Origin of the sequence: Siccirubricoccus phaeus, assembly GCF_008360935.1 — a bacterium.
GTDB classification, from domain to species: domain Bacteria; phylum Pseudomonadota; class Alphaproteobacteria; order Acetobacterales; family Acetobacteraceae; genus Siccirubricoccus; species Siccirubricoccus phaeus.
The window spans coordinates 130,808-151,955 of record NZ_SRXO01000003.1 but is presented as its reverse complement, the minus strand read 5'-3'; the positions used below and the strand labels follow the sequence as shown (position 1 = coordinate 151,955).

Genomic DNA, 21,148 nt, shown 5'->3' with positions numbered 1-21,148 from the left:
TCCCGAGTAGGGCGTCCGCCGGCCTAGAGGCCGGCGGGGCAGCGGAACTGCCGCAGCGCCGTCATGGTGAAAGGATTCATCACGCTGCTGGCCGTCAGCCGGAACACCGCGTTGCGGCCACCCGCGTTGAAGGTGACCGTGAAGCGGTCCGGCTGACCGTCGGAGACGACCCGCGCCGTATCGAGCAGCCGGTACAGGGCCCAGGGTCCCGTCCGCTCGGTGATGCTCGGGACGCCCGCGGTCGGCGTCAGGGTCAGCCGCACCTGGTTGCGCCCGCTGGGCCCTGGCCATTGCACGCGCACCGGCTGCTGCGGCCCATGCGCATAGGTCAGCACCTGGCCATCGAGATCGATGCTCACCTGGCCGAAGGAGGGATCGAGCGAGACCGGCAGCAGTTCGAACCGCACCACCATGTTCGGGCCGCCGGTGAAGAGCCCTTCCCGGATGTCCGCCGCGCGCTGGAACTGCGCCAGGCTGTCCGCCGAGAAGCCGAGCTGGGCCTGGTCCACCGCCTGCCAGCGCCAGGGCCTGGTCGCCGTGTCGACGAAGGCCTTGAGGTTCTGGGTAAAAAAGCCGTCGATCATCCCGCCCGGCCCGAGCAGCCGGGTGAAATCGTCGATCGGCACGTCGATCGGGCTGCCGGCGACGAAGGGATAGCGATTGTTCAGCGCCGTCGCGCAGAAAGGCGCGATGTTGGATCGCCAATTCTCGGCGATCTGCGCCCGGGCGCCGGCGGCAGTCACGCTGGCGCTACTGCGCGCCGTCGCGGCCACCATGTTGTCGATCGGCGCCGGCAGGCTGCGCGCCAGGGTCTGGAGCTGGGATGGCAGACTGCCGCCACCGCCACCTCCGGCCGCGGCGCCCAGCAGCCCGGCGCCGCCGCCTGCCGCCGCCTGGCTGAAGCCCTGGTAGAGCTGCAGCATCTTGGCGATGACCTGCTCCATCTCGCCAGGCCGCTGCGGCGTGCCGACGAAATCCTGCAGCCGCTTGAAATGGTCATCCACTCGCTGCGCCGGGTTCGGGGCGCGGGCATCGTCGGAGCGGAAGGCCGCCTGCAAGGCCGCCACCGCCGTCCGTTGCCGGGCCGAGAGGTTGAGGCGCAATTCGCGCTGTGCCGCCACTCTCGCCGTATCCGTCGCCCGCGCCCCTGCCGCCTCGATGTCGTCCGCCTTGGTCAGGGTCGTCTCGGTCGCGATCGCCTGCAGCAGGTTGCGGAAGGGCGAGACCGGCCCGGACAAGGTGTTCAGCACATCCAGCGCATCGGAAGTGGTCTGGAAGGGGCGCATCTGCACATCCGCCAGGATGGCGTCCCAACGGCGAATATAGTCCTCGAAGTACAGCGCCTGGACGTCGCGCCGTAGCTGGGAAATGCGCCGCAGATCGGTGACCTGGATCTCGTCCCGGCCGCCCAGCACCCAGCTCGCTTCGCTGACATCCTGCAGCACTTCCGGCAGCAGCGAGAGGAAGGTGCGGTGATAGCCGCGATAGGTGAAGATGCCGTCCACCCCGGTGGTGAGCGGCCGGCCGGACCGCAGCACGAAGACCCGGTTCGCCGCCGGCCCCGCCGCGTCGCCGATCCGCCAATCCGGCAGCGCCTTCACCTGCTGGCTGGTCAGCAGGCGCTGATAGCTCCGCTGCGCCAGCGGCATCTGGCGCAGCACGTTGCGCACCTGGTCGATCAGGACGTTGTCGAGCGGGACCTCCTCCACCGGCTCCTCGAGTAGCGCGGTGATGTGGTCGAGGACCGCGCCGCGCGCCGTCTCGTCATCCTGCAGGTCGCGGTCGATATCGGCGGTCAGCCAATTCGTCACAAGATCGGCGTCGAGCGGCCCGCGCCGGCCGAGGATCAGGTACACCTTCAGCGCGGTGTAGAGGTAGTCGAGGTTGCCGATATTCTCCCGCATCCCCGTTTCGACCCGGGCCAGCAGGCGGGGCAGCAGCAGCATGCTCAGTGCATGCCGGTAGCCCTGCTGCGCCTGCGTCCCCAGCCGCGTCCCCTGCCACAGGCCGAAGGTGAGGCCGATCGGCGTCGACATCTCCCGCTGGTCATAGCCGCCGGGCAGGGTGCGCAGCGTGGCCAGCGGCGGCAGGGCGGGCCGAAGATCGGTGGCCGGCGCCGGATCCTGCCGCAGGATCGCGAGCTGCGCCTCGTAATTGGTCACGCCGAGCTGCGCCGCGGCGATCAGGTCCCGGTTCCCGAGCCAGCTATAGAACCAGATGCCGGTCATCCCGAGCAGGGCCACCGCCGCCGCCGCATAGGCGCCGCCCCAGACCAGGCGGTTGCGCTTCTCGAGTCGCGGGTCGAGGCTGACCAAGCCGCTCTCAAGGAACACCACCTCCTTCATCAGCCGGGTAAGGAAGTAGCTGCGCCCCTGGCCGCTGAAGGCCGTCACCGCCTGGCGCTGCAGGCCGAAATTGCTGGCCATGGCTCCCAGCAGCCGGTCCATCGGCATGCCGTTCTGGGTGCCCGAGGTGAAGTAGACGCCGCGGAGCAGGGCCGGAAGCTCGAGCCGGCTCGGCTGGAAGATCGCCGTCAGGAAGGATTGCGCGGTCTCGCGCAGCGAGGCCATCTGCTGCAGGAAGCCATAGATCAGGGCGCGGCGCTGCATGTCCGGCTCCTGATGCACCCGCTCCAGCATGCGGTCCGTCAGGCGCTGCAGCAGCGCGTCGAATTCCGCGCCGAACCTGGTCACCGCGGCGTTGCCCGCGTCCTTCCCATTGTCCAGGGGGAAGGTCATCCCCCAGACCTGCTCGCGCTCCTCCTTGCCGAGATTGTCGAAGAATTCGACGAAGCCGGCGATGAGGTCCGCCTTGGTGAACATGACATAGACCGGCATCCGCACCCCGAGCTGGTCATGCAGCTCCCGGATGCGGTTGCGGATGGTCCGCGCGTGGTCGGACTGTTCGCTCTCCTTCATGGCGGAGAGGTCGGAGAGGCTGATGGCGAGGATGACACCGTTGATCGGCTGACGCGGCCGGTGCTTCTTCAGCAGGCTGAGGAAGCCGAGCCAGGATTTGCTGTCGATGCTTTCCTGGCTGTCCTGAGTCGTATAGCGGCCGGCGGTATCGATCAGCACCGCCTGGTCGGTGAACCACCAGTCGCAATTCCGCGTGCCGCCGACGCCGTGCACCGCGCCCTTGTCGGCCAGCGGGAAGTTCAGCCCGGAATTCACCAGCGCCGTGGTCTTGCCCGAGCCGGGTGGGCCGATGAACATGTACCAGGGCTGCTGGTAGAGCGCGGTGCCGAACCGCCCGGCCATGCCGGCCTTCTTCAACGCCTGCTGCGCCTCCTTCAGGCGCGTCGCCAGCAGGTTCACCTCATCGGCGGTGGCCGCGGCGTCCAGCTCCGCCTGAGTGGGCGGCGCCGAGACTTCCTCGACCAGCTTCTTGTCCCGCTTCTGCTGGCGGTACATGCGCAGCAGGTTGTTCGCCAGCCACAGCACGAAGATGAGGATGATCGCGATGACACGGGCGAATTCCGGCGCCAGCGGCCGCGACTCGCCGAACGCCACCAGATCGCCGAAGAACCAGATCAGCAGGCTGATCAGCAGGGCACCGATGAAGGTGACCACCCAGCGGGAGAACAGCATGGAAAGGAAGCGGTTCACTGGGAATCCCCCGCCTTCACCAGGATGATGTCGGTCCGCCGGTTGGCCTGCTGGCCCTCCCGTGTGTCGTTGGAGGCGACTGGCTGCGTATCCGCCTTGCCCTCCGCCCGCACCCGGTTCGGATTCTCCAGCTTCCCGGCGACCAGCCGGGCCACGGTCTCGGCCCGCGCCTGGCTGAGATGCCAGTTCGACGGGAAGCGTGCCGTACGGATCGGCGAGCTGTCGGTATGGCCGGTCACCAGGATCGCGCCGGACTCATCGTTCAGCGCGCGCGCCACGCGCTCCAGCAGGGGCACGGAGCCGGCGTTCAGCGTCGCCTGACCCAGGGCGAACATGTTGTTGTTCGCGACCCGGATGGTGATGGTCTGGCTGTCCTCCAGCACATCCACCAGCCGGGCCTGGATCTCCGGCGCCAGGAAGGTACGCAGCCGCGGCAGGGCGGAAGAAGGCGGCGGTGGCGGCGCCGGCTGGGCCGGTGGCGGCGGCGGCGCGCCGGGCGGGCGCGGCGGCAGCAGCGGGGCGGAGGGCGGCAGTTGCGCGTACCGCGCCGCGAGCGCATCGGCATCGCCGGCCAGGGAGAAATTGAAGCCCAGATAGATGCAGGCCAGCAGGAAGACGGTGAGCGTGCCGATCAGCCAGAGCGGCACACGCTGCGCCAGCGGCCGGTGCCCGGCGGGGATGCCCTGCCACCGCACCGAGAGGTCGCGCTCGAATTCCCCGCGCCGCTGCCGGATGACGCGGTAGAGCGCGTCGCGGAATTCGGTGAGCGAGGCGACGCCCCGCTGCTGCACCCGGTAACGGCCGACGAAGCCGAGCGAGAGGCAGAGATACATCAGCTCCACCACCTGGCCGTGGCGCGCCGGATCCTCCTCCATCTGCTTCAGGATCTCGAAGAAGCGCTCGCCGCCCGCCACCTCGTTGTGGAAGATGCTGGTGAGGCTCTGCTGCGACCAGGGGCTGTTGGCGCCCCAGGGGGTGGAGAGCACCATGTCGTCGATCATGGCGCAGAGCGCGTAGCGCGCTGCCCGCAGCGACTGGGTGTCGAGGCCGGTCGCCAGGGCCCGCCGCTCGAATTCGCGGACCGCCTCCACCATGCTGCGGCGGAGCTGGTCCGGCTGCGGGTGCTGGAACCGGCCGAGCAGCCGGATGGCGGCGCCCATCACCGGCGCCGCCGCCGCGGCCAGCGGATTCACCCCGATGACGGGCAGTGCCATCATCGGCCCGATCGGCGCGCTCGCCGACATGGTGGGCACCGGGGCCGCCATGGGCGGCGGCGCCGGCGCGCGTCCGCCGGGGCGCGGACGAATGACCGTGCGGTCGGTGTCCTCGGGCTCGGCGAAGGGATCATCGGACATCGCGCATCACCCCCTGATCGCCCAGCATTCCATGTTGATGCCCGGGAACTCGCCCGAAAGATGCAGCGCCGCGCCGCCGGAGCGGGACAGCGCGGCCCAGTAGGGGCTGCTGCGGTCCAGCTCGAAATAGGAGGCGCCGGAGTAGTAAGGCAGTTGGCGCGGCGCGACGGGCAGCGCTCGCACCGCAATGCCCGGCAGCGCCACGTTGATCAGCTCGCGGATCTGTTCCACCGGTCCGATCTTGATCTGGTTCGGCAGGTTCCGGCGCAGCGTCTCGGCCGGCATCTGCGCCGTGACCACCAGCACCCAGGTGGCGTTGGTGACCAGCGAATGGTCGGCGATCGGCGCTACGCGGATGCCGAATTTCCGCTCCTGCAGCGGGATCGGCACCGCGGTCTGCTCCAGCACCGCGGAGAGGGATTGCCGGATCGCCGCCATCACCGGCCGGAAGGTCGCGGTCAGATCCTCATGCCGGTAGGGCGGGAAGACGGCCGGCCGCTTGCGGCTTTCGGTGAAAGTCGCCAGCTCGCCGGCTAGGCCGACGGCGTAGCGGTAGAAGGTCTCCGGATGGAGCTGGCCGAGCGTCGCCGCCATATGCGTCAAGACCGGCTCATTGCGGTTGCAAAGCTGCAGCAGCAGGAAATCGGCGAATTCGGCGGCGCCGCGCGTGGCCGTCTCGGAAACGCGCCCGGCCAGTGCCTCCGCCCGGTGGTGCACCAGGCCCTGGACCTGGGTGACGAAGCCGCCGAGGACGGAGGAGGCGCTGCTCAGCAGCACGGGCGGGATGTAATTCTCGTCCAGCACCACGGATTTGTCGGAGCGGACCTCGACGATGCGGGCCAGCCCGATCTCCGCCATGCCCTGCCGGGCCTCATGCTCCAGCGCGTAGCGCAGCCGCAGCTTGCCGACCGGGACGGTAGCGTTGGACTGGTAGCCGGCATTGGTGTCAACCGCTTCATGCTCCGCGGCGGCATAGCGGGCCACGGTCTCGGTCACATCGGCCGGCGCCGTCTCGGTCACCCCAGGCTGGCGGGCCGGCAGCACCAGATAGATGATGGAGTTGCGCGCCGTTTCCGGCAGGTCGATCGGCGGCGGCGGGTCGAGGTCCCCTGGGGCCGCGAAGGGCGTGCCGTCCGGCAGGATGCCAGAGATGGCACGGGTCGCGAATTTCCCCAGCGCCAGTAGGTCGCGGTCGATGTCGAGCGTTGTGAGTCCCCAGGCGAAGGGGCGCAGCCCGGCCGTGCTGGCCCGCACCAGGCGCTCCACATAGCGGTCCTGCTGCTGCAGATGCTGCGGCTGCAGGAACAGCCCCTCGCTCCAGATGACCTTGTTGTCCCAGCCCATGTCAGGCGCTCCGTCGCGCTGCCGCCGGCCACCGCGTCACGGGGTCGGCGCCACGGTGAGGCCGGATCTGGCGGCGGTGACGGTGACGGCGCTCGTCTTGTTGGACGGCACCGCCCAGGTGGCACGCCAGGTCACGCCATCGACGCTGCGAACCCCAATGAAGATCCCGAGCGACGTCACTCGAGCCTCGGGATTCAGGGTGCTGGTAAGGGTGGCACCGGGCGCCAGGAGAAAATCCTCCCGCCGCACGAGCTGATCGCCGAGGGTGGCTGCTTCGCGGTCCAACAGGGCGAAGAACTCGGCCCCACTGAAGGCGGCGGTCGAGGTGAGCTGATAGACGCGCAACTGCACCGGCGCCGCCGCGCCGGCTTCCGTCGGGTTCACATCCCCGGTCGCCTTCAGGGTCAGGTTCACCACGGTTGGCGGCGGCGGAGCCGGCGGCGCACAGGCCGAGAGTCCCGCCAGGAGCCCAATCAGCCAGGCAAAGCGAAGCACCGTATGCGCCATGCATATCCCCCAAGACGACCACGGGTGCCGGCGGCTTTGGCCCGCCCTGTTGCCACACCCACAGCACCGTGAGTGTATCCTAACTCCGCCGGCTTCGCCCAGAGGTGGAACGGTCCGGCCGCCATGGCATCTCACCTTGCCGCGAGTTGTGAAGCGGCGAGGCTCGTGGGCGCCGGGCGCGCCGGCCTGCCGTGGCGCCCTACAGCTTCTTTTCCTGGTCCTGATAGGCCCGGGCGAATTCACGCCCGAAGACCGCCTGGAAATCCTCCTCCGCCTCGCGGGCGATGTCCGCATAGGTGTTGCAGAACAGCTCCCAGGTGCGGGATTTGCGGCTGCCGGGCAGCAGGTTGCCAAGCAGCCCGGCCGAGGTGATACGGGCCTCGATCGCCGCCGGGTCGAAGCGCTTCAGCAGCGCCACCAGCGCCGCCTGCACCCCGGCCATGACCGCCAATTGGTGGGACCGCAGGTCGCGGAACGCATCCTCGGTCGCCTTCAGCGGCGGCAGGTAGCCCGGCCGTCCGGGTTGGAGGATCGCCGCCACCGCATCCTCCGACGTCACCGAGAATTTCAGGACGTTGTTGTTCCGCGCCTGAAGCATGGTCTGCTCGATACCGAAGCCCCGCTTGACCTCGGCGCGCGACATCAGAACGTCACGCAGATTCTCGACCATGACCTTCATGAGCTGGCCGACCAGCCGGAAATAGGCTTCCGGATCCTGGCCGGCGAGATCCACCTTCGGCTGCCCCGCGCCTTCCAGGAACGCCGCCATCAGCCGTGCTGCATCCGCGGTGGAAGTGGTGGCCGTGGCGGCCGGCACCGGCGCCGGCGGGGCGGGGAGCGGCGCGGCTGCCATCGCCGGGGTGGCCGGCGGCAGGGCCAGGGCCACGCCGGGCCGATCCGGCTCATCGAAGGGATTCTCGCTCCGCCCCGCCGGCGGGGCGGCCGGGTCCGACGGAACCAGGGCAATCGCGGGGGCGGCCAGCGCGGGCGCCACCGCCGGCAGTTCCGCCACCACCGGCGGCGCGGCCGGGACAACCACCGGCAGGAGCGCGGGTGCTTCCGCCACCACCACCGGGGCAAGCAACACCGGGGCGGGCGGGGCCGCCGGGGTCTCCACCACGACCGGCGCCGGCTGCGGCACCGGCGCGAAGCCTTGCCCGGGCGTCAGGTCGCCCAGCAACTCGTCGAAGTCGATATCCGCCGGCACCGTCCCGGCGACGGGGGCAAGCCCCCCCATCTGCGGCCCGCCGAAGGGGGTGGGCGGCGGGTTGAAGGGCGGCGGCGGCGCGGCCGCCCCGCCGGCCCCCGGGCCCAGCGGCAGGTCGCCGAGCAGCGCGTCCAGATCGGCATCGCTCAGCGTCGGCTGCGCCACCACGCGCGGCGCGGCGTAGAAGTGGTTGCCGATATCCGCATTGTCACGCTGTGCCGCGCCGCTCCAGGACGGATCGGCCTCCCTGCCGCGGAATTTGTCGATCTCCGGCGCGGTCGGCCTGCTCTCCTCCGCGATATCGAAGGGGTCCATCCCCCGCGGCATCGGCGTTTCGATCCGCTGCGGGTGGGAGAAGCCGGGCGGCGGCGGGCCCAGCGGGTCTTCCAGCAGATCCGCGGCGAAGGGATCGCCGGCAACGGGCGTGGAGGCCACCGGCGCGAAGGCCGCCGGGCCCGGCCCCTGGGTGGAAACCCGCACCACATAGTCGCCCAGGCGGAACTCATCGCCCTCCTGCAGCACCACCTGGCTGTCACGTGGCATCCGCTCTGGGGCGCCGTTCAGGAACACGCCGTTGGTGCTGACATCTGTCAGGACGTAATTGCCGGCGACGAAGGCAATCGTGCAGTGCAGCTTGGAAAGCTGCGCGGCGGCATCCTGCAGTACCCAGTCATTCTGCGGCCCGCGGCCGAGGGAGAGGCTGCCGCGATCAAGCGATCGCACTTCCTGCACCGGACCGAGCGGGCCCTCCCCGGCCAGGCTGAGGGTCAGCGGCATGTCCGAAGCCAGCGCACAAAGGTGGCGAGGCAGGTCATGCACATGGCAGCTACCCTTTCGCTGTCCTGAGGTGACAAAGGCGCAGCGTCGCCCCGGCCACCGGGCCGGAGGATCGTTCGCCTCACGGCAGATTGCAAGTGACCAGCGTAACACCGCGACATTCTCCCCGCACGAAGCGGAACCGCTACGCAGCCGGGTGTATTTCGGTTAGGGTTAATGACGGACCGAGCGTGGGGGGCGGCTATGGCGGAGTTGAAGGTCAAGATCAGCGTTAAATACGCTGAGCGCTACCAAGGCAAATTCCCCCAGCTCGTCAAAAGCTTCCTCGACCTGCCGACCTTCACCTACGACAAATCGGTAAAAACCGATGAAGATCATATTACGCTGAAGGACATCGAAAAGGATTTCGACAAGGCCGCCCAGGGCATCTTCGGCACCATCAGCTATGTGGTCGATGAGGTGCTGAAGGAAAACAAGATCACCTCGAAGAACAACGTGCCGCCCTCGGCGCTGAAGCCGGCCCAGACACAGATCAACAAGGAATTGGCGCCCTATAAGCGGACACTGACCAAGTTGCTGGACGCCACCATCGACGATCTGTGCGGGACCGATCAGCAGCAGCCGGAGACCTTCGACCCGAAGGGAGGCGGGACGAAGAAGTTCCTGGACACCATGGCGAAGATCAAGGCGATCCTGAAGGTGTTCCAGGAGCTCGACCGCGGATTGCTCGACCTGAAGCTCGAAGCTGATTCCCTGGCCGGGCCGAAAGCCCCGAAGCTGCCCGAGAAGGGTGGCAAGGACGAGGTGTGGACAATCAAGGTCCAGGATCCGGCGGAGAAGCTGATCGCCACCTTCACCGGCGACCTCAAGAACATCCAGAAATGGATGAAGGCCCGGCCGCCCAGCCTCCACCCCCCCAAGGCGGCCACCAAGGAAAGCCCGTCGCAGAAGGCGATGCGCGAGGCGCTGAACAAGCTCGCCGACTGCTTCGGGAAATATCCGAAGCGCATCGACGAGATCTCGGGCGTGATCAGCGAAACCCAGGCCCTGCTCAATGGCTGGATCGCCTTGGTCCGCGCCGGACGCGCGGATTTCAGGCTCGCCAAATGGCCGAACGCGCCCGAAATCGAGCCCGCCTGGGGCAAGCTGGAAGCGCTCGGCAAGGAGACCCAGGGGCTGATCAACGAGATCGAGAAGATCAAGTAGCACACCGCCTGAAGTGCGCTGCCTGGCCCGCCCGGCTATGGCCGGGAGATGGTCGGCCTTTCCTGCCGCGCCAGGATCGTGCAAGCGTCCCCACGGCGGCCCGTTGAGGATATCGAGACATGCCCGACATCATCCTCGCCCAATTCGAAGGCACCACCTGGCTGGTTGCCGGTGTGGACCACCTCGACGACCTGCTGGCCAATACCCTGCCGCCTGAGACCAGCTTCGAGATCGTCACCTGCCGGGAATCCGCGGAAGTCGACGCGCTCTGGCGCTACCATGCCGGCGACCAGGCGGATTTCAGCCATCCCTGGGCGATCCATCCGAATATCGTGCGGCGCCTGCAGGGCCTCGGGACCGGCATCGTGGTCAGCTTCAGCCCCTGGTCCGCCCTGCTGGACAATGAGGCGAAGAAATCCGTCGCCCGGGTCGTAGAAGCGGCCAGGGCCCAGGCCGAAGCGCCGCTCCGGCTCATCGGCCAGGCGGATCCCGCCGGCGGGGCGATGCCGGCCGCCATGCTGCAGATGCGGCTGCAGATGGTGGAGGACGCCCTGGTCGCCGCCGGTATCGACCGCGCGCGATTGCACCGCGAGACCCGGGACCCGAGCCATCCCGGCTATCGTGACGAGATGACGGACCTCATCGACATCCATATCGGCAATAGCTGAAGCCCCTTCAGCCGCAGCCGTGGAACCCGCCCCCCGGCAGGGGAACGAGTTCCAGGATGCCGAGCAGGGTGAAGCCCTCCCCGCCCGGCCGGATCACCAGCGCCGCCCCTTCCGGAAAGGCGGTGCCGCCGATTTCCTCGCCGACGACCATGATCGCCGGGGTCCGGTGGCCGACCAGCACGCGGTTGCCGCCGGGCGGCACCGGCGCGGCGAAGAGGCGTCGGTGCTCGGCGAGCACCCAGGGCAGCCGGTCCCGCGCATAGTCATCGGCGAGCAGGCTGTCGGTCACCTCTACCCGGTCGGCCCCGAAGGCCAGTTCCGCGGTGTCCCGCGCGCGGAAGACCGGTCCGGCGAGAATGGGGACGTGAAAGGGCACGCCGAGCGCCGCCAGGCCGGCACCGATCTCCTGCGCCTGTCGGCGTCCTGCCGGCGACAGGTTGCGTTGCCCGGCGCGGTCGCCGAGCCGGAAGCTGCGGTCACAGGGCTCGCCGCGCGTATCGGCATGGCGGAAGAACAGCACCAGCCCGCCGTCGCGCAGCGCCGCCAGCAGGCTTTGCCCGGCGGCGTTCTCGGTGCGGCTCGCCGCCGGAGCCCCTGGCGCCACACTCGGCCAGACCAGCAGAAGAAGCACCAGAGCGAGATGGATCACCGGCGTCGTTCAGCCGGATCTAGGCCAAAGGCGGGCGACCTCCGGCAGCACCTCCTCGATCAACCGCCGGGTCTGCCACTCCATCTCCGCGTCGTCCCCGGCCGCGGGGCGCAGGATGAATTTGGAAATGCCCATTTCCACATAGGCGGCGATCCGCCCCAGGATGGCGGCCGCATCGCCGATGACGAACCGCCCATCCGCGCTCTTGCCGGTCCGCCGCTCATAGGCCGCGCGGAACCGGGCCACGCCGGGGTCATCGGCACCGCCGAAGCGGAAGGCGAAGGCCGCGCCGTAATGGTCCTCGTCGATCTCGCGCCCGGTGTCGCGCAGCGCCGCGCGGATGGCCGTGACGATCGCGCCGGCCTCCTCGGGCGTCTCCGGCCCGCCCTGCCAGCCAGTGCCGTAGCGCGCCGTCCGCCGGATCGCCGCCTCGGAGCCGCCGCCGATCCACATCGGCAAATCGGGCTGCACCGGCAGGGGCGAGATGCTCGCCTCGCGCAGCCGGTTGTGGCGGCCCTCATAGGTCACGGTCTCGCCGCGCCAGAGGCGGGCAATGATCTCCAGCGCCTCGTCGGTCCGCCGGCCGCGCTCCTTCGGCTCCAGCCCCAGCGCCGCCCATTCCGGCGCCAGCGGGCTGCCGATACCGAAGCCCGGCAACAGCCGCCCCTCGGAGAGCATGTCGATGGTGGCGCATTGCTTGGCCAGCAGCACCGGCTCCCGCATCGCCAGGGAGACGACATTGACGCCGAATTTCAGCCGGCGCGTGCGGCCGGCCAGGGCGGCGAGCGTCGCCATGCACTCCAGGATGGGCTGGCGGCTGACGATCCGGTCGGTCTGCCAGAGGCTGTCCACCCCGCCTTGTTCGCAGAGATCCACCCAGCGCCAGAAGGCAGCGGCGCCGGAGAACGGGAACTCCATCAGCCCCAGGCCAATCGCGATGCGCCGGGCCATGGTCAGAGCAACCCCGCCACAGCCGCATGGAAACGGCGCATCGCCGCCAAATGCTCCGCCACGGAGCGGCCCGGGATGCGCTTGTGGCGGCGGCGGTTGTAGGTATTCGTCAGGGTCAGATGCGTGGCACCGAGGCGCTTCCAGTAGCGCGCCTCCTCGGCCCAGCTTGTCTCGTCACCCCCACCGCCGGAGATCCAGACCTCCAGCCCGATCTGCCCCGGGTCGCGGCCCGCTGCTTCCGCCTGGCGATGGATCTGGCCCCAGGCCGCCTCGATCTCGGCGCCCGGACCGTAGGCATTCATGATCCAGCCATCGCCCAGGGTGGCGATGCGCTCCAGCGTCTGCTCGACATGGCCGCCGAACCAGACCGGCACCTTGCGATGCACGGGGAGCGGGTTGATCCCGGCATCCTCGACCCTGTGCCAGCGCCCCTCGAAGGTGACATGCGGCTGCGCCCAGAGGGCCTGCATCACCTGCACCTGCTCCGCGCTGCGCCGGCCGCGATTGTGGAAATTCTCGTTCAGGGCGGTGAATTCCACCGGGTTCCAGCCCACCCCGACGCCAAGGCGGAAGCGCCCCTCGCACAGCACATCCAGGCAGGCCGCCTGCTTCGCCACCAGCGCCGCCTGGCGCTGCGCCAGGATCAGCACCTGGGTGGAGAATTCGGTCGTCTTCCGGCAGCAGGCGGCGAGAAAGCCGAAGCAGACGAAAGGATCATGGAACAGGTCGGCGGAGGTGTTGCGGTCCCCCCAATCCAGGCGGGAGGCGACGTTCACCCCCAGCACATGGTCGGCCAGGCCGAGATTGGTGAAGCCGATCTCCTCCGCGGCGAGGGCGAAATCCCGCACCACCTCCGGCTCGCCGCCGATATCGGAGAGCGGCAGCATCACCCCCAACCGCATGTCCAGCCTCCCTTAATTGGTCCCGACGGCGTCCCCCATCACATCGCCGATCCCGTCATGGATCACGAGGTCGGCCCAGGGGTCGAGCGGCGTTTCCTCCCGGTTGACGATGACAAGCTTCGCCCCGCGGCGCTTCGCCATTTCCGGGAAGCCGGCCGCCGGATAGACGACGAGGGAGGAGCCGAGGACGAGGCAGAGATCGGCCGCCCGCATCGCCTGCTCCGCCCGCAGCATCGCGGCTTCCGGCATGGCCTGGCCGAAGCTGATGGTGGCGGGCTTCACGAAGCCGCCGCAAGCCCGGCAGTCCGGCACCTCGCCGTCGCGCTCGAAGGCCTGGCGGAGTTCCGGGATCTCGTAGCGCTCAGCGCAATCGAGGCAGGTGGCATAGGTGGTATTGCCGTGCAGCTCGATTACCTGCCGGTCCGGAATACCGGAGGCCTGGTGCAGCCCATCGATATTCTGGGTGATGACGTCGGAAACCTTGCCCTCCCGCACCAGTCGCGCCACGGCGCGATGGCCGCGATTGGGCTCAGCGGCGCGCATCACCGGATCCGACGCGAAACGGCGGCGCCAGGTCTCTCGCCGCGCCTCGGCGGAGGCGCAGAAATCCTGGAACATGATGGGCTTCATCTGGGTCCAGATGCCGCCCGGGCTGCGGAAATCCGGAATGCCGGATTCGGTGCTGATGCCGGCCCCGGTGAACACCACGGCACGCTCCGCCCCGGCCAGCAGCCGCTTGAGCTCGGCGATGTCGGACGACCGCTCCATGGGTGGAGGGTGGCGCGGATCGGGCCTCCGGGCAAGCGGGTGGTCGTCCCCCCCCCGGGGGGGCGGGGCGGCTCAGGCGGCCATATCCTCCCGGATCATCGCCGCCCCCTTCTCGCCGATCATGATGGTCGGCGCATTGGTGTTCCCCGTGGTCAGGGTCGGCATCACCGAAGCATCGATCACCCGGAGGCCACCGACGCCACGGACCCGCAGCCGGCTATCCACCACGCTGGCCGGATCCTCACCCATCCGGCAGGTACCCACTGGGTGGTAGATGGTGCTGCCGTATTGCCGCATATAGGCGAGGAGATCGGCATCGCTCGTCACCTCCGGACCTGGCATCAATTCGAAGGCGCTATGCCGGGCGATGGCCGGGGCGGCGAGGATCTGCCGGGACAGCCGGATGCCCGCCGCCATTACCTGCTGGTCCCCGGGCGCGCCGAGGTAATTCGGCCGGATGGCTGGTTTCTCCAGCGGGTCGGCCGACCTGGCCAGGATGGTGCCGCGGCTGTCCGGCCGCACCGGGCAGACCGCGACGGTCATCCCCGGCTCCTTCTCCAGCGTGCCGACCACATCCCGCTCATAGGTCGCGGGGGTGAAGAGCAATTGCAGGTCGGGGCTCGCCAGCCCCTCGCGGGACCGGCAGAAGACCTGCGCGGTCGTCACGCCGAAGGTCAGGGCGCCGCGCCCATCCACGGCATAGCGCAGCGCTTCCCGCAACAGCCGCCAGCCGCGGGCGAGCTGGTTGGTGGAGATCTCGCCCTTCACCCGATGCTGCACCCTGGTCACGTAATGGTCCTGCAAATTGGCGCCGATTGCGGGCATGTCCTGCAGCACCTCCACGCCGATCCCGCGTAGGTGTTCTGCCGGTCCCAGGCCGGAAAGCTGCAGCAGATGCGGCGAATTCACCGCGCCGCCGGAAAGGATCACCTCCTTCGCCGTGCGGATATCGCGCTCCACGCCGCCCTGGCGCAGCCGCGCCCCGATGCAGCGCCGCCCCTCGAACAGCAGCTTCGTGGCGACCGCCCCGGTCTCGATGCGCAGATTCGGCCGCCCCTTGGCCGCGGCCAGAAAGGTACGGGCCGTGGAGCCGCGGAACCGGCCATTCCGCGTCATCTGCGAATAGCCGACACCCTCCTGCTCCCGCCCATTCAGATCCTTGCGGAAGACATGTCCGGCCTGCTGCGCCGCTTCGACGAAGCGATGGGTCAGCGGCAGGATGGTGCGGTAATCCTCCACCCGCAGTTTCCCGCCCTGGCCGCGATACTCCGCCTCCCCGCCCTGCACGTAATGCTCGGACTTCCGGAAGAAGGGCAGAACATCGTCGAAGCTCCAGCCGCGGCAGCCCATCTGCGCCCAGAGGTCGAAATCCGCCGGGTTGCCGCGGACATAGAGCATGCCGTTGATAGAGGAGGAGCCGCCGAGCACGCGGCCGCGCGGCCAGTGGATCGCCCGGTCATTGCTGCCCTTCTCCGGCTCCGTCGCGTACATCCAGTTGACGCGCGGGTTGCGCACCAGCTTCAGCATCCCGGCGGGGATGTGGATCCACGGGTACCAATCGCTCGGCCCCGCTTCCAGCAGAGTCACCCGGGCCTTGGTCTCGCTCAGCCGGCTGGCCACCACACAGCCGGCCGACCCGGCGCCGATCACAAGATAATCGGTATCATCCATGGACTCTTCCCCCCGGCCGGATTGCGCCCTCGGCGCGGGGCCGGGTCAAGCCCCCGCCACGGCGCATTTCCCCTCCGGCGCGATCCTTGCTTAGCTTCGCCGGCAGATGCGGCGGCGGGGAGGCCATGGCGAGCTACGAATTCGGCATCGATATCGGCGGCACCTTCACCGACGTGGTCTGCCGCGCCCCGGATGGCAGCATCCGGCTGACCAAGGTGCCGACCACTAGGGGCAATCCGAGCAAGGCCATGCTGGCAGCGCTCGAGACCGCCGGTGCGGAGTGGCAGGTGCCGGCCGGCGCGATCAGCCGCTTCACCCATGGCACCACCGTCGCCACCAACGCCGTGCTGGAACGCAAGGGGGCGCGCATCGGGCTGATCGCCACGGAGGGCTTCAAGGACGTCATCGAGATCGGCAGGCAGATGCGGCACCAGATGTACGATCTGGTGCTGCACACGGAAACGCCAGCCTTCCTCGCGCCAGGGCGTTTTCGGCGGGAGGTGCGGGAACGGGTGGATGCGCAAGGCCGGGTCCTGGTGCCGCTGGACGAAGCGAGCGCCCGGCAGGCCGTGACGGAGCTGCTGGCGCAGGGCGTCGAGGCGATTGCCGTGTGCCTGATCTTCGCCTTCCTGCATCCCGCGCATGAACGCCGAATTGCGGAGATCATCGCCGCGATCGCGCCGGGCCTTCCCGTCTCGCTCTCCTCCGAGGTCGATCCCGCCTTCCGCGAATATGAGCGTGTCTGCGCCACCGCCTTCGATGCCTATGTGAAGCCCCTGGTCGCCGACTACCTGGAAAACATGGAAACCGGCTTGGCCGCTTCCGGCGTGCCGGCCACGTTGCAGGTGATGCAATCGCGCGGCGGGCTGATGTCCTCTGCCATCGCCCGGCAGCGGCCGGTGCGGCTCTTCCTCTCCGGCCCGGCGGGCGGCGTCGTCGGTGGCCTCGATGTCGGGCTGAATGCCGGCTTCCGCGACCTCATCACCGTCGATATCGGCGGTACCTCCTGCGACATCGCGCTGATCTCGGACGGCATGCCGCTGATCCGGGCGGAGGGCCTGATCGACGGCTTCACCGTGCGGGTGCCGATGGTGGATGTCACTGCCATCGGCGCGGGCGGCGGCAGCCTGGCCTGGATCGACGCGGCGGGCTCGCTCCGGGTCGGCCCGGAATCGGCCGGCTCGGAACCGGGGCCGGCCTGCTATGGCCGGGGCGGCAGGCGCGCGACAGTGACGGATGCCTCCGTCGTACTCGGCTACGTTGATCCGCAGCATTTCGCCGGCGGCATGCTGCGGCTGCAGCCGGAGCTGGCGCGGCAGGCGGTGGAAGACACCGTCGCCCGGCCGCTCAGGCTCGCCCTGGAAGATGCCGCGCTCGGCATCCACCGCGTGCTGAATGCGCAGATGGCGGAAGCGATCCGGCTGGTCTCGATCGGGCGAGGGATCGACCCGCGCGGCTATGCGCTGCTGCCGCTCGGCGGCGGCGGGCCGATGCATGGCTGCGCCCTGGCCGAGGATCTCGGCATTTCCACCATCATCGTCCCGCCGCATCCCGGTGTCCTGGCGGCTGCGGGGCTGCTCGGCGCGCCGGTGGAGCATGAAGTCGCCGCGGCCTTCCCGCATGCCTGCGCCGGGCTTGATCCCGCCCTGCTGCGCCCGGCCCTGGCGGGGCTGGATGCGCGCTGCCGCAGCCTGACTGAAGCGGAAGGGCTCGCAGCGGAGGCGGTGGAGATCAGCCATGCCGCCGATCTCTGCTACATTGGCCAATCCTACTGGCTGGACGTGCCGCTGCGCCTCGAGGCTGCCGACCCGATCGGCGAGGCCTATGCGGCCTTCCTCGCCGCGCACCGCCGGGTCTATGGCCATGCGCCGGAGCTGCCGGCCAAATTCGTCAATCTGCGCAGCGTCCACCGCTCCCGCGCCGGCAGCGTGGCCGGCGGGATCGGCGTGCGGCAGGGCGAAGCGGCGCCGCCGGGCACCCGGCCGATCCGGGTGCGGCAGTCCGCTACCCCCGTTATCGCCGCGATCTGGCAGCGCGAGGCCATCCGGCCGGAGGACCGCATCCCCGGTCCGGCCATCATCGAGCAGCCGGATACGACGATACTGGTCGAGCCGGGCTGGACGGCGCAGCTCGGCCCCGGCGGTGCGCTGCTGATTCGCAAGGAGGCACGGGCATGAATGGGTTCAGCACGGCCGGACTCGACCCCATCACCGTCGAGGTGACGCGGCATCGCCTGGAAGGCATCGCCAATGAGATGCAGTCCACCCTGCTGCGCTCCTCCTTCTCGCCCATCGTCAAGGAAGGTCTGGATGCCTCGGCGGGGCTGTTCACCGCGGATGGCCAGACCTTGGCGCAGAGCTGCTCCATTCCGATCCACCTGGCCACACTGATCCCGGCCGTCGCCCGGATCCTGCAGCAATTCCCGCCGGCGACGATGCAGCCGGATGACAGCTATGTGCTGAACGACCCCTATTGCGGCGGCACGCATCTGCCGGACATCGCCGTCATTCAGCCGATCTTCGTCCAGGGCCGTATCATCGCCTTCGCTGCGGCCATGACGCATCACCAGGATATGGGCGGGCTATCGGCCGGCTCCGTCCCCACCAACGCGACCGAGATCTTCCAGGAAGGCCTGCGCATCCCGCCCCTGAAATTCCGTGACCGCGGCGTGGTGAATGCGACGCTGGAAGCGATGATCCGGCAGAATGTCCGCATCCCCGACACCGTGATGGGCGACCTGCACGCCCAGGTCTCGGCCTGCGCCGTCGGCGCCAGGCGGGTCGCGGAGCTGGCGGAGAAACAGGGCGGCAATGCTCTCACCACCATCTTCCACGAATTGCTCGACCGCTCAGAGCGGATGACGCGGCTGGCCCTCGCCGCTATTCCGGACGGCACCTACCGTCATGTCGATTGGCTGGACAATGATGGGGTGGAGCTGAAGAAGCCGATCCGCATCGAAGTGGCCGTGACCATCGCGGGCGATGCCGTCCATATCGACTTCGCCGGCACCTCCGCCCAGGTCCGGGGGCCGCTGAATTGCGTGCCTTCGGGGTCGCTTGCCGCCGCCTGCTTCGCCGTGCGGGCGCTGACCGACCCGAAAATCCCGACCAATGGCGGCTGCTTCCGGCCGATCACCCTGCATCTGCCGGAAGGCACGCTGGTCAACCCGCGAGAACCGGCCCCGGTGAATGCCCGGACCTCGACGATCAAGCGCATCACGGGCACAATAATCGGCGCCTTGGCGCAAGTGCTGCCAGACCGCATCCCGGCGCCTTCCGCCGGGCAGATGGTGATCGTCGCCTTCGGCGGTCGGAAGCCGGATGGCACGCCCTTCGTCACCGGCGACCTGATCGCCGGCGGCAGCGGCGCCGCCCGCGGCAGCGACGGCGTGGACGTCATAGAGACAGATGCGACGAATTGCATGAATCTGCCGGCCGAGGCGGCCGAACTGGAAACGCCCATCCGCCTGAACCGCGTCGCCCTGCGTCCGGGCTCCGGTGGAGACGGCACCTGGCGTGGTGGCCTGGGCACCATCCGGGAATACGAGGCGCTGGTGGATGATGTCTCCTTCACCCATCGGAGCGAACGGCATTTCAGCGCAGCGCCAGGATTGTTCGGGGGGGCGGAGGGCGCACGGGCCGTCAGCGTCATTCACCGGGCCGATGGCCAGCAGGAGGTGATCCCCTCAAAGATCGTCACCCGGTTGAACAAGGGAGATCGCGTCGTTATCGAAACAGCAGGGGGAGGCGGCTATGGCGACCCCGGCCTGCGCGGCCCGGGCGCCAGGGAGGCCGATGCTGCTGACGGCAAGGTCTGAGCCCCACGCGGCGGGGATAGGCGACATCCGACAATGTTGAGAGGGTGCCAGAGGCCGACGGCCAACGGGGCGCCCCCGCTGTATGCTCCCGGGTAACGCCTCCCGCCGCCTGGAGTCCGTCCGAGTCGAATGTTTCTGATTCGTACCGAGAAGGCGCCCCATCCGGTTCATCGTAATTTTTTGTCTCTTCAGGCCATTTTACGAATCACACGAAAAATTGAACTCAGGCACATCGAATCGCTGGTCATTTAACGGCGCTTTCGTGCCTGCAATTTCGAATCAAACGTCATTTTGATGGAACAGAGCGACAATCAATACAACCGTAAGTTGATCGTCGTCCGTCACAATTGGCGATAACCTCGAACGCCCTGCCACGCCGGCACCGCACATGGCAATCCTTGGCGCAGTCAGCTCCCAAGAATCTTCCATACGCCATCGCCATGCACCAGCACGCGACCGGCCGACATCAGCGTGCCCCGGATGAAGACGATGCTCCGCGTCACGCGCAGAACCTCGCCACGGCCGATGACCAGCTCGTCCAATTTGCCTGGGGCGATGAAATGATGATTGAGCTGCACGGTCGTCACTGGCTTGCGCCCGACGGCCTCCCATACGGTCATGCCGAGCACATCGTCCATAAAGCTCATCAACATGCCGCCATGGACGACGCCACCGATATTGAGATGTCGCTGCTCCGGCAGGAACGCGTACTCCCAGCTCTCCTCAGCACGGCGGGCGAAGAAGGGGCCGATCATGGCCGGGTAGTCCTTCGCCGGGACAGGCTTCCAGCCCTCGGCCTGCAGGGCCGGCGGGACGGTGGCGGTCTGCAGCCCGGGAAACCGGGCTTCGGGGGGCGAGATATCGGTCATGCCGCTGATATAGCCGCGTTGCTGCGCTGCGTCATTCCGCCCGCTGCGCCGCAATCAGGAACTCCCGGTTGCCCTCCGGACCTAGCAGGGGGCTGGGTTCCACGCCCAGCATGCGCCAGCCAGGCAGGTCGGACCACCAGGCAGCAATACGGTCGCACACCGCCTGATGCACCGCCGGGTCGCGGACCACGCCCCCCTTCGCAACGGCCGGCCCCACCTCAAATTGCGGCTTGATCAGTGCAATGGCCCAGGCGCCGGGGGCGCAAAGCCCGAGAGGCGCCGGAAGCACGGTCTGCAATCCGATGAAGCTGGCGTCGCAGACCAGCACCCCCGGCGCCTCCGGTACCTGGGAAGCGTCCAGATGGCGTGCATTCACCCTTTCCCGCACCACGACCCGGGGATCGTTGCGCAGCCTCCAGGCAAGCTGGCCATGGCCGACATCCACGGCGTAGACTTTCGCCGCGCCATGCTGCAGCAGGACATCGGTAAAGCCGCCGGTGGAGGCCCCGATATCAAGGCAGATCCGGCCCGCCGGCGAGAGGCCGAAATGCGCCAGGCCATGCGCCAGCTTCACTCCGCCGCGTGAGACCCAGGGATGGTCCTGGCCGCGAATTTCGAGCGGCATCCCCTCGGCCAGGAGTTGCCCCGGCTTCTCGATGCGCCGCTCGCCCGAATAGACCTTGCCCGCGAGGATCAGCGCCTGCGCCCGCGTCCGGCTCTCGGCCAGGCCAAGCTCCACCAGCAGCGCGTCCGCACGGTTCCTCGGCATCCGGCTGTCCTGCCCTTTGGCACCATGTCCCGCGAGACCAGGAGCGTGATTGTCGTTCACCCTGCCGGCACCGCGCCGGT

The 21,148-nt window shown here is 68.8% G+C and carries 16 protein-coding genes; 4 read left to right on the top strand and 12 right to left on the bottom strand.

What is annotated here, in order from left to right:
- Positions 1–23 precede the first annotated feature (23 nt).
- The 5 genes from tssM to tagH form a co-directional block, all read right to left on the bottom strand.
- Positions 24–3,608, bottom strand: coding sequence for a type VI secretion system membrane subunit TssM (gene tssM, locus E5N76_RS05405; protein WP_149536279.1), 3,585 nt, complete (start codon positions 3,606–3,608; stop codon positions 24–26).
- Positions 3,605–4,963, bottom strand: a complete 1,359-nt coding sequence (icmH, locus tag E5N76_RS05400; protein WP_149536278.1) for a type IVB secretion system protein IcmH/DotU — start codon at positions 4,961–4,963, stop codon at positions 3,605–3,607. Before icmH ends, tssM begins: the two co-directional genes overlap by 4 nt.
- A gap of 6 nt (positions 4,964–4,969) precedes the next feature.
- A complete protein-coding gene (gene tssK, locus E5N76_RS05395) occupies positions 4,970–6,307 on the bottom strand; it encodes a type VI secretion system baseplate subunit TssK (protein ID WP_149536277.1) in 1,338 nt (445 codons plus the stop codon).
- A gap of 36 nt (positions 6,308–6,343) precedes the next feature.
- On the bottom strand, positions 6,344–6,814 hold the full coding sequence (tssJ, locus tag E5N76_RS29350) for a type VI secretion system lipoprotein TssJ (protein WP_187829990.1): 471 nt from the start codon (positions 6,812–6,814) through the stop codon (positions 6,344–6,346).
- A 199-nt stretch (positions 6,815–7,013) separates the two neighbouring features.
- Positions 7,014–8,798, bottom strand: a complete 1,785-nt coding sequence (tagH, locus tag E5N76_RS05385; RefSeq protein ID WP_149536275.1) for a type VI secretion system-associated FHA domain protein TagH — start codon at positions 8,796–8,798, stop codon at positions 7,014–7,016.
- Positions 8,799–9,041: 243 nt separating this feature from the next.
- On the opposite strand from tagH, the gene E5N76_RS05380 reads away from it, so the two are divergent.
- Both E5N76_RS05380 and E5N76_RS05375 read left to right on the top strand, forming a co-directional pair.
- A complete protein-coding gene (locus E5N76_RS05380) occupies positions 9,042–10,004 on the top strand; it encodes a hypothetical protein (protein WP_149536274.1) in 963 nt (320 codons plus the stop codon).
- Positions 10,005–10,123: 119 nt separating this feature from the next.
- On the top strand, positions 10,124–10,672 hold the full coding sequence (locus E5N76_RS05375) for an OmpA family protein (protein ID WP_149536273.1): 549 nt from the start codon (positions 10,124–10,126) through the stop codon (positions 10,670–10,672).
- A gap of 7 nt (positions 10,673–10,679) precedes the next feature.
- Here the strand turns inward: E5N76_RS05375 and E5N76_RS05370 are convergent, their stop codons facing one another.
- From E5N76_RS05370 to E5N76_RS05350, 5 genes are all read right to left on the bottom strand, one after another.
- Positions 10,680–11,321 (bottom strand): histidine phosphatase family protein, encoded by a 642-nt coding sequence (locus E5N76_RS05370; protein WP_149536272.1) that lies wholly within the window; start codon positions 11,319–11,321, stop codon positions 10,680–10,682.
- 9 nt (positions 11,322–11,330) lie between these two features.
- Positions 11,331–12,272 carry an LLM class flavin-dependent oxidoreductase gene (locus tag E5N76_RS05365; RefSeq protein ID WP_149536271.1) on the bottom strand — a complete coding sequence of 314 codons (942 nt, stop codon included), beginning with the start codon at positions 12,270–12,272 and terminating at the stop codon, positions 11,331–11,333.
- A 2-nt stretch (positions 12,273–12,274) separates the two neighbouring features.
- Positions 12,275–13,174: an LLM class F420-dependent oxidoreductase gene (locus E5N76_RS05360; protein WP_149536270.1), complete on the bottom strand. Its 900-nt coding sequence runs from the start codon at positions 13,172–13,174 to the stop codon at positions 12,275–12,277.
- Between the two features lie 12 nt (positions 13,175–13,186).
- On the bottom strand, positions 13,187–13,942 hold the full coding sequence (locus tag E5N76_RS05355; RefSeq protein WP_149536269.1) for an SIR2 family NAD-dependent protein deacylase: 756 nt from the start codon (positions 13,940–13,942) through the stop codon (positions 13,187–13,189).
- 72 nt (positions 13,943–14,014) lie between these two features.
- On the bottom strand, positions 14,015–15,613 hold the full coding sequence (locus tag E5N76_RS05350; RefSeq protein WP_149536268.1) for a GMC family oxidoreductase: 1,599 nt from the start codon (positions 15,611–15,613) through the stop codon (positions 14,015–14,017).
- A gap of 125 nt (positions 15,614–15,738) precedes the next feature.
- Between E5N76_RS05350 and E5N76_RS05345 the strand changes: the two genes are divergently transcribed.
- Entirely contained in the window at positions 15,739–17,790 is a 2,052-nt protein-coding gene (locus E5N76_RS05345) for a hydantoinase/oxoprolinase family protein (RefSeq protein WP_149536267.1), read from the top strand.
- A complete protein-coding gene (locus E5N76_RS05340; RefSeq protein WP_149536266.1) occupies positions 17,787–19,430 on the top strand; it encodes a hydantoinase B/oxoprolinase family protein in 1,644 nt (547 codons plus the stop codon). The genes E5N76_RS05345 and E5N76_RS05340 overlap by 4 nt, the downstream gene beginning before the upstream one ends.
- Positions 19,431–19,837: 407 nt before the next feature.
- Here the strand turns inward: E5N76_RS05340 and E5N76_RS05335 are convergent, their stop codons facing one another.
- Both E5N76_RS05335 and E5N76_RS05330 read right to left on the bottom strand, forming a co-directional pair.
- Positions 19,838–20,299 (bottom strand): PaaI family thioesterase, encoded by a 462-nt coding sequence (locus tag E5N76_RS05335; RefSeq protein WP_149536265.1) that lies wholly within the window; start codon positions 20,297–20,299, stop codon positions 19,838–19,840.
- A gap of 31 nt (positions 20,300–20,330) precedes the next feature.
- A complete protein-coding gene (locus E5N76_RS05330; RefSeq protein WP_149536264.1) occupies positions 20,331–21,068 on the bottom strand; it encodes a TlyA family RNA methyltransferase in 738 nt (245 codons plus the stop codon).
- Between the last annotated feature and the right edge of the window lie 80 nt (positions 21,069–21,148).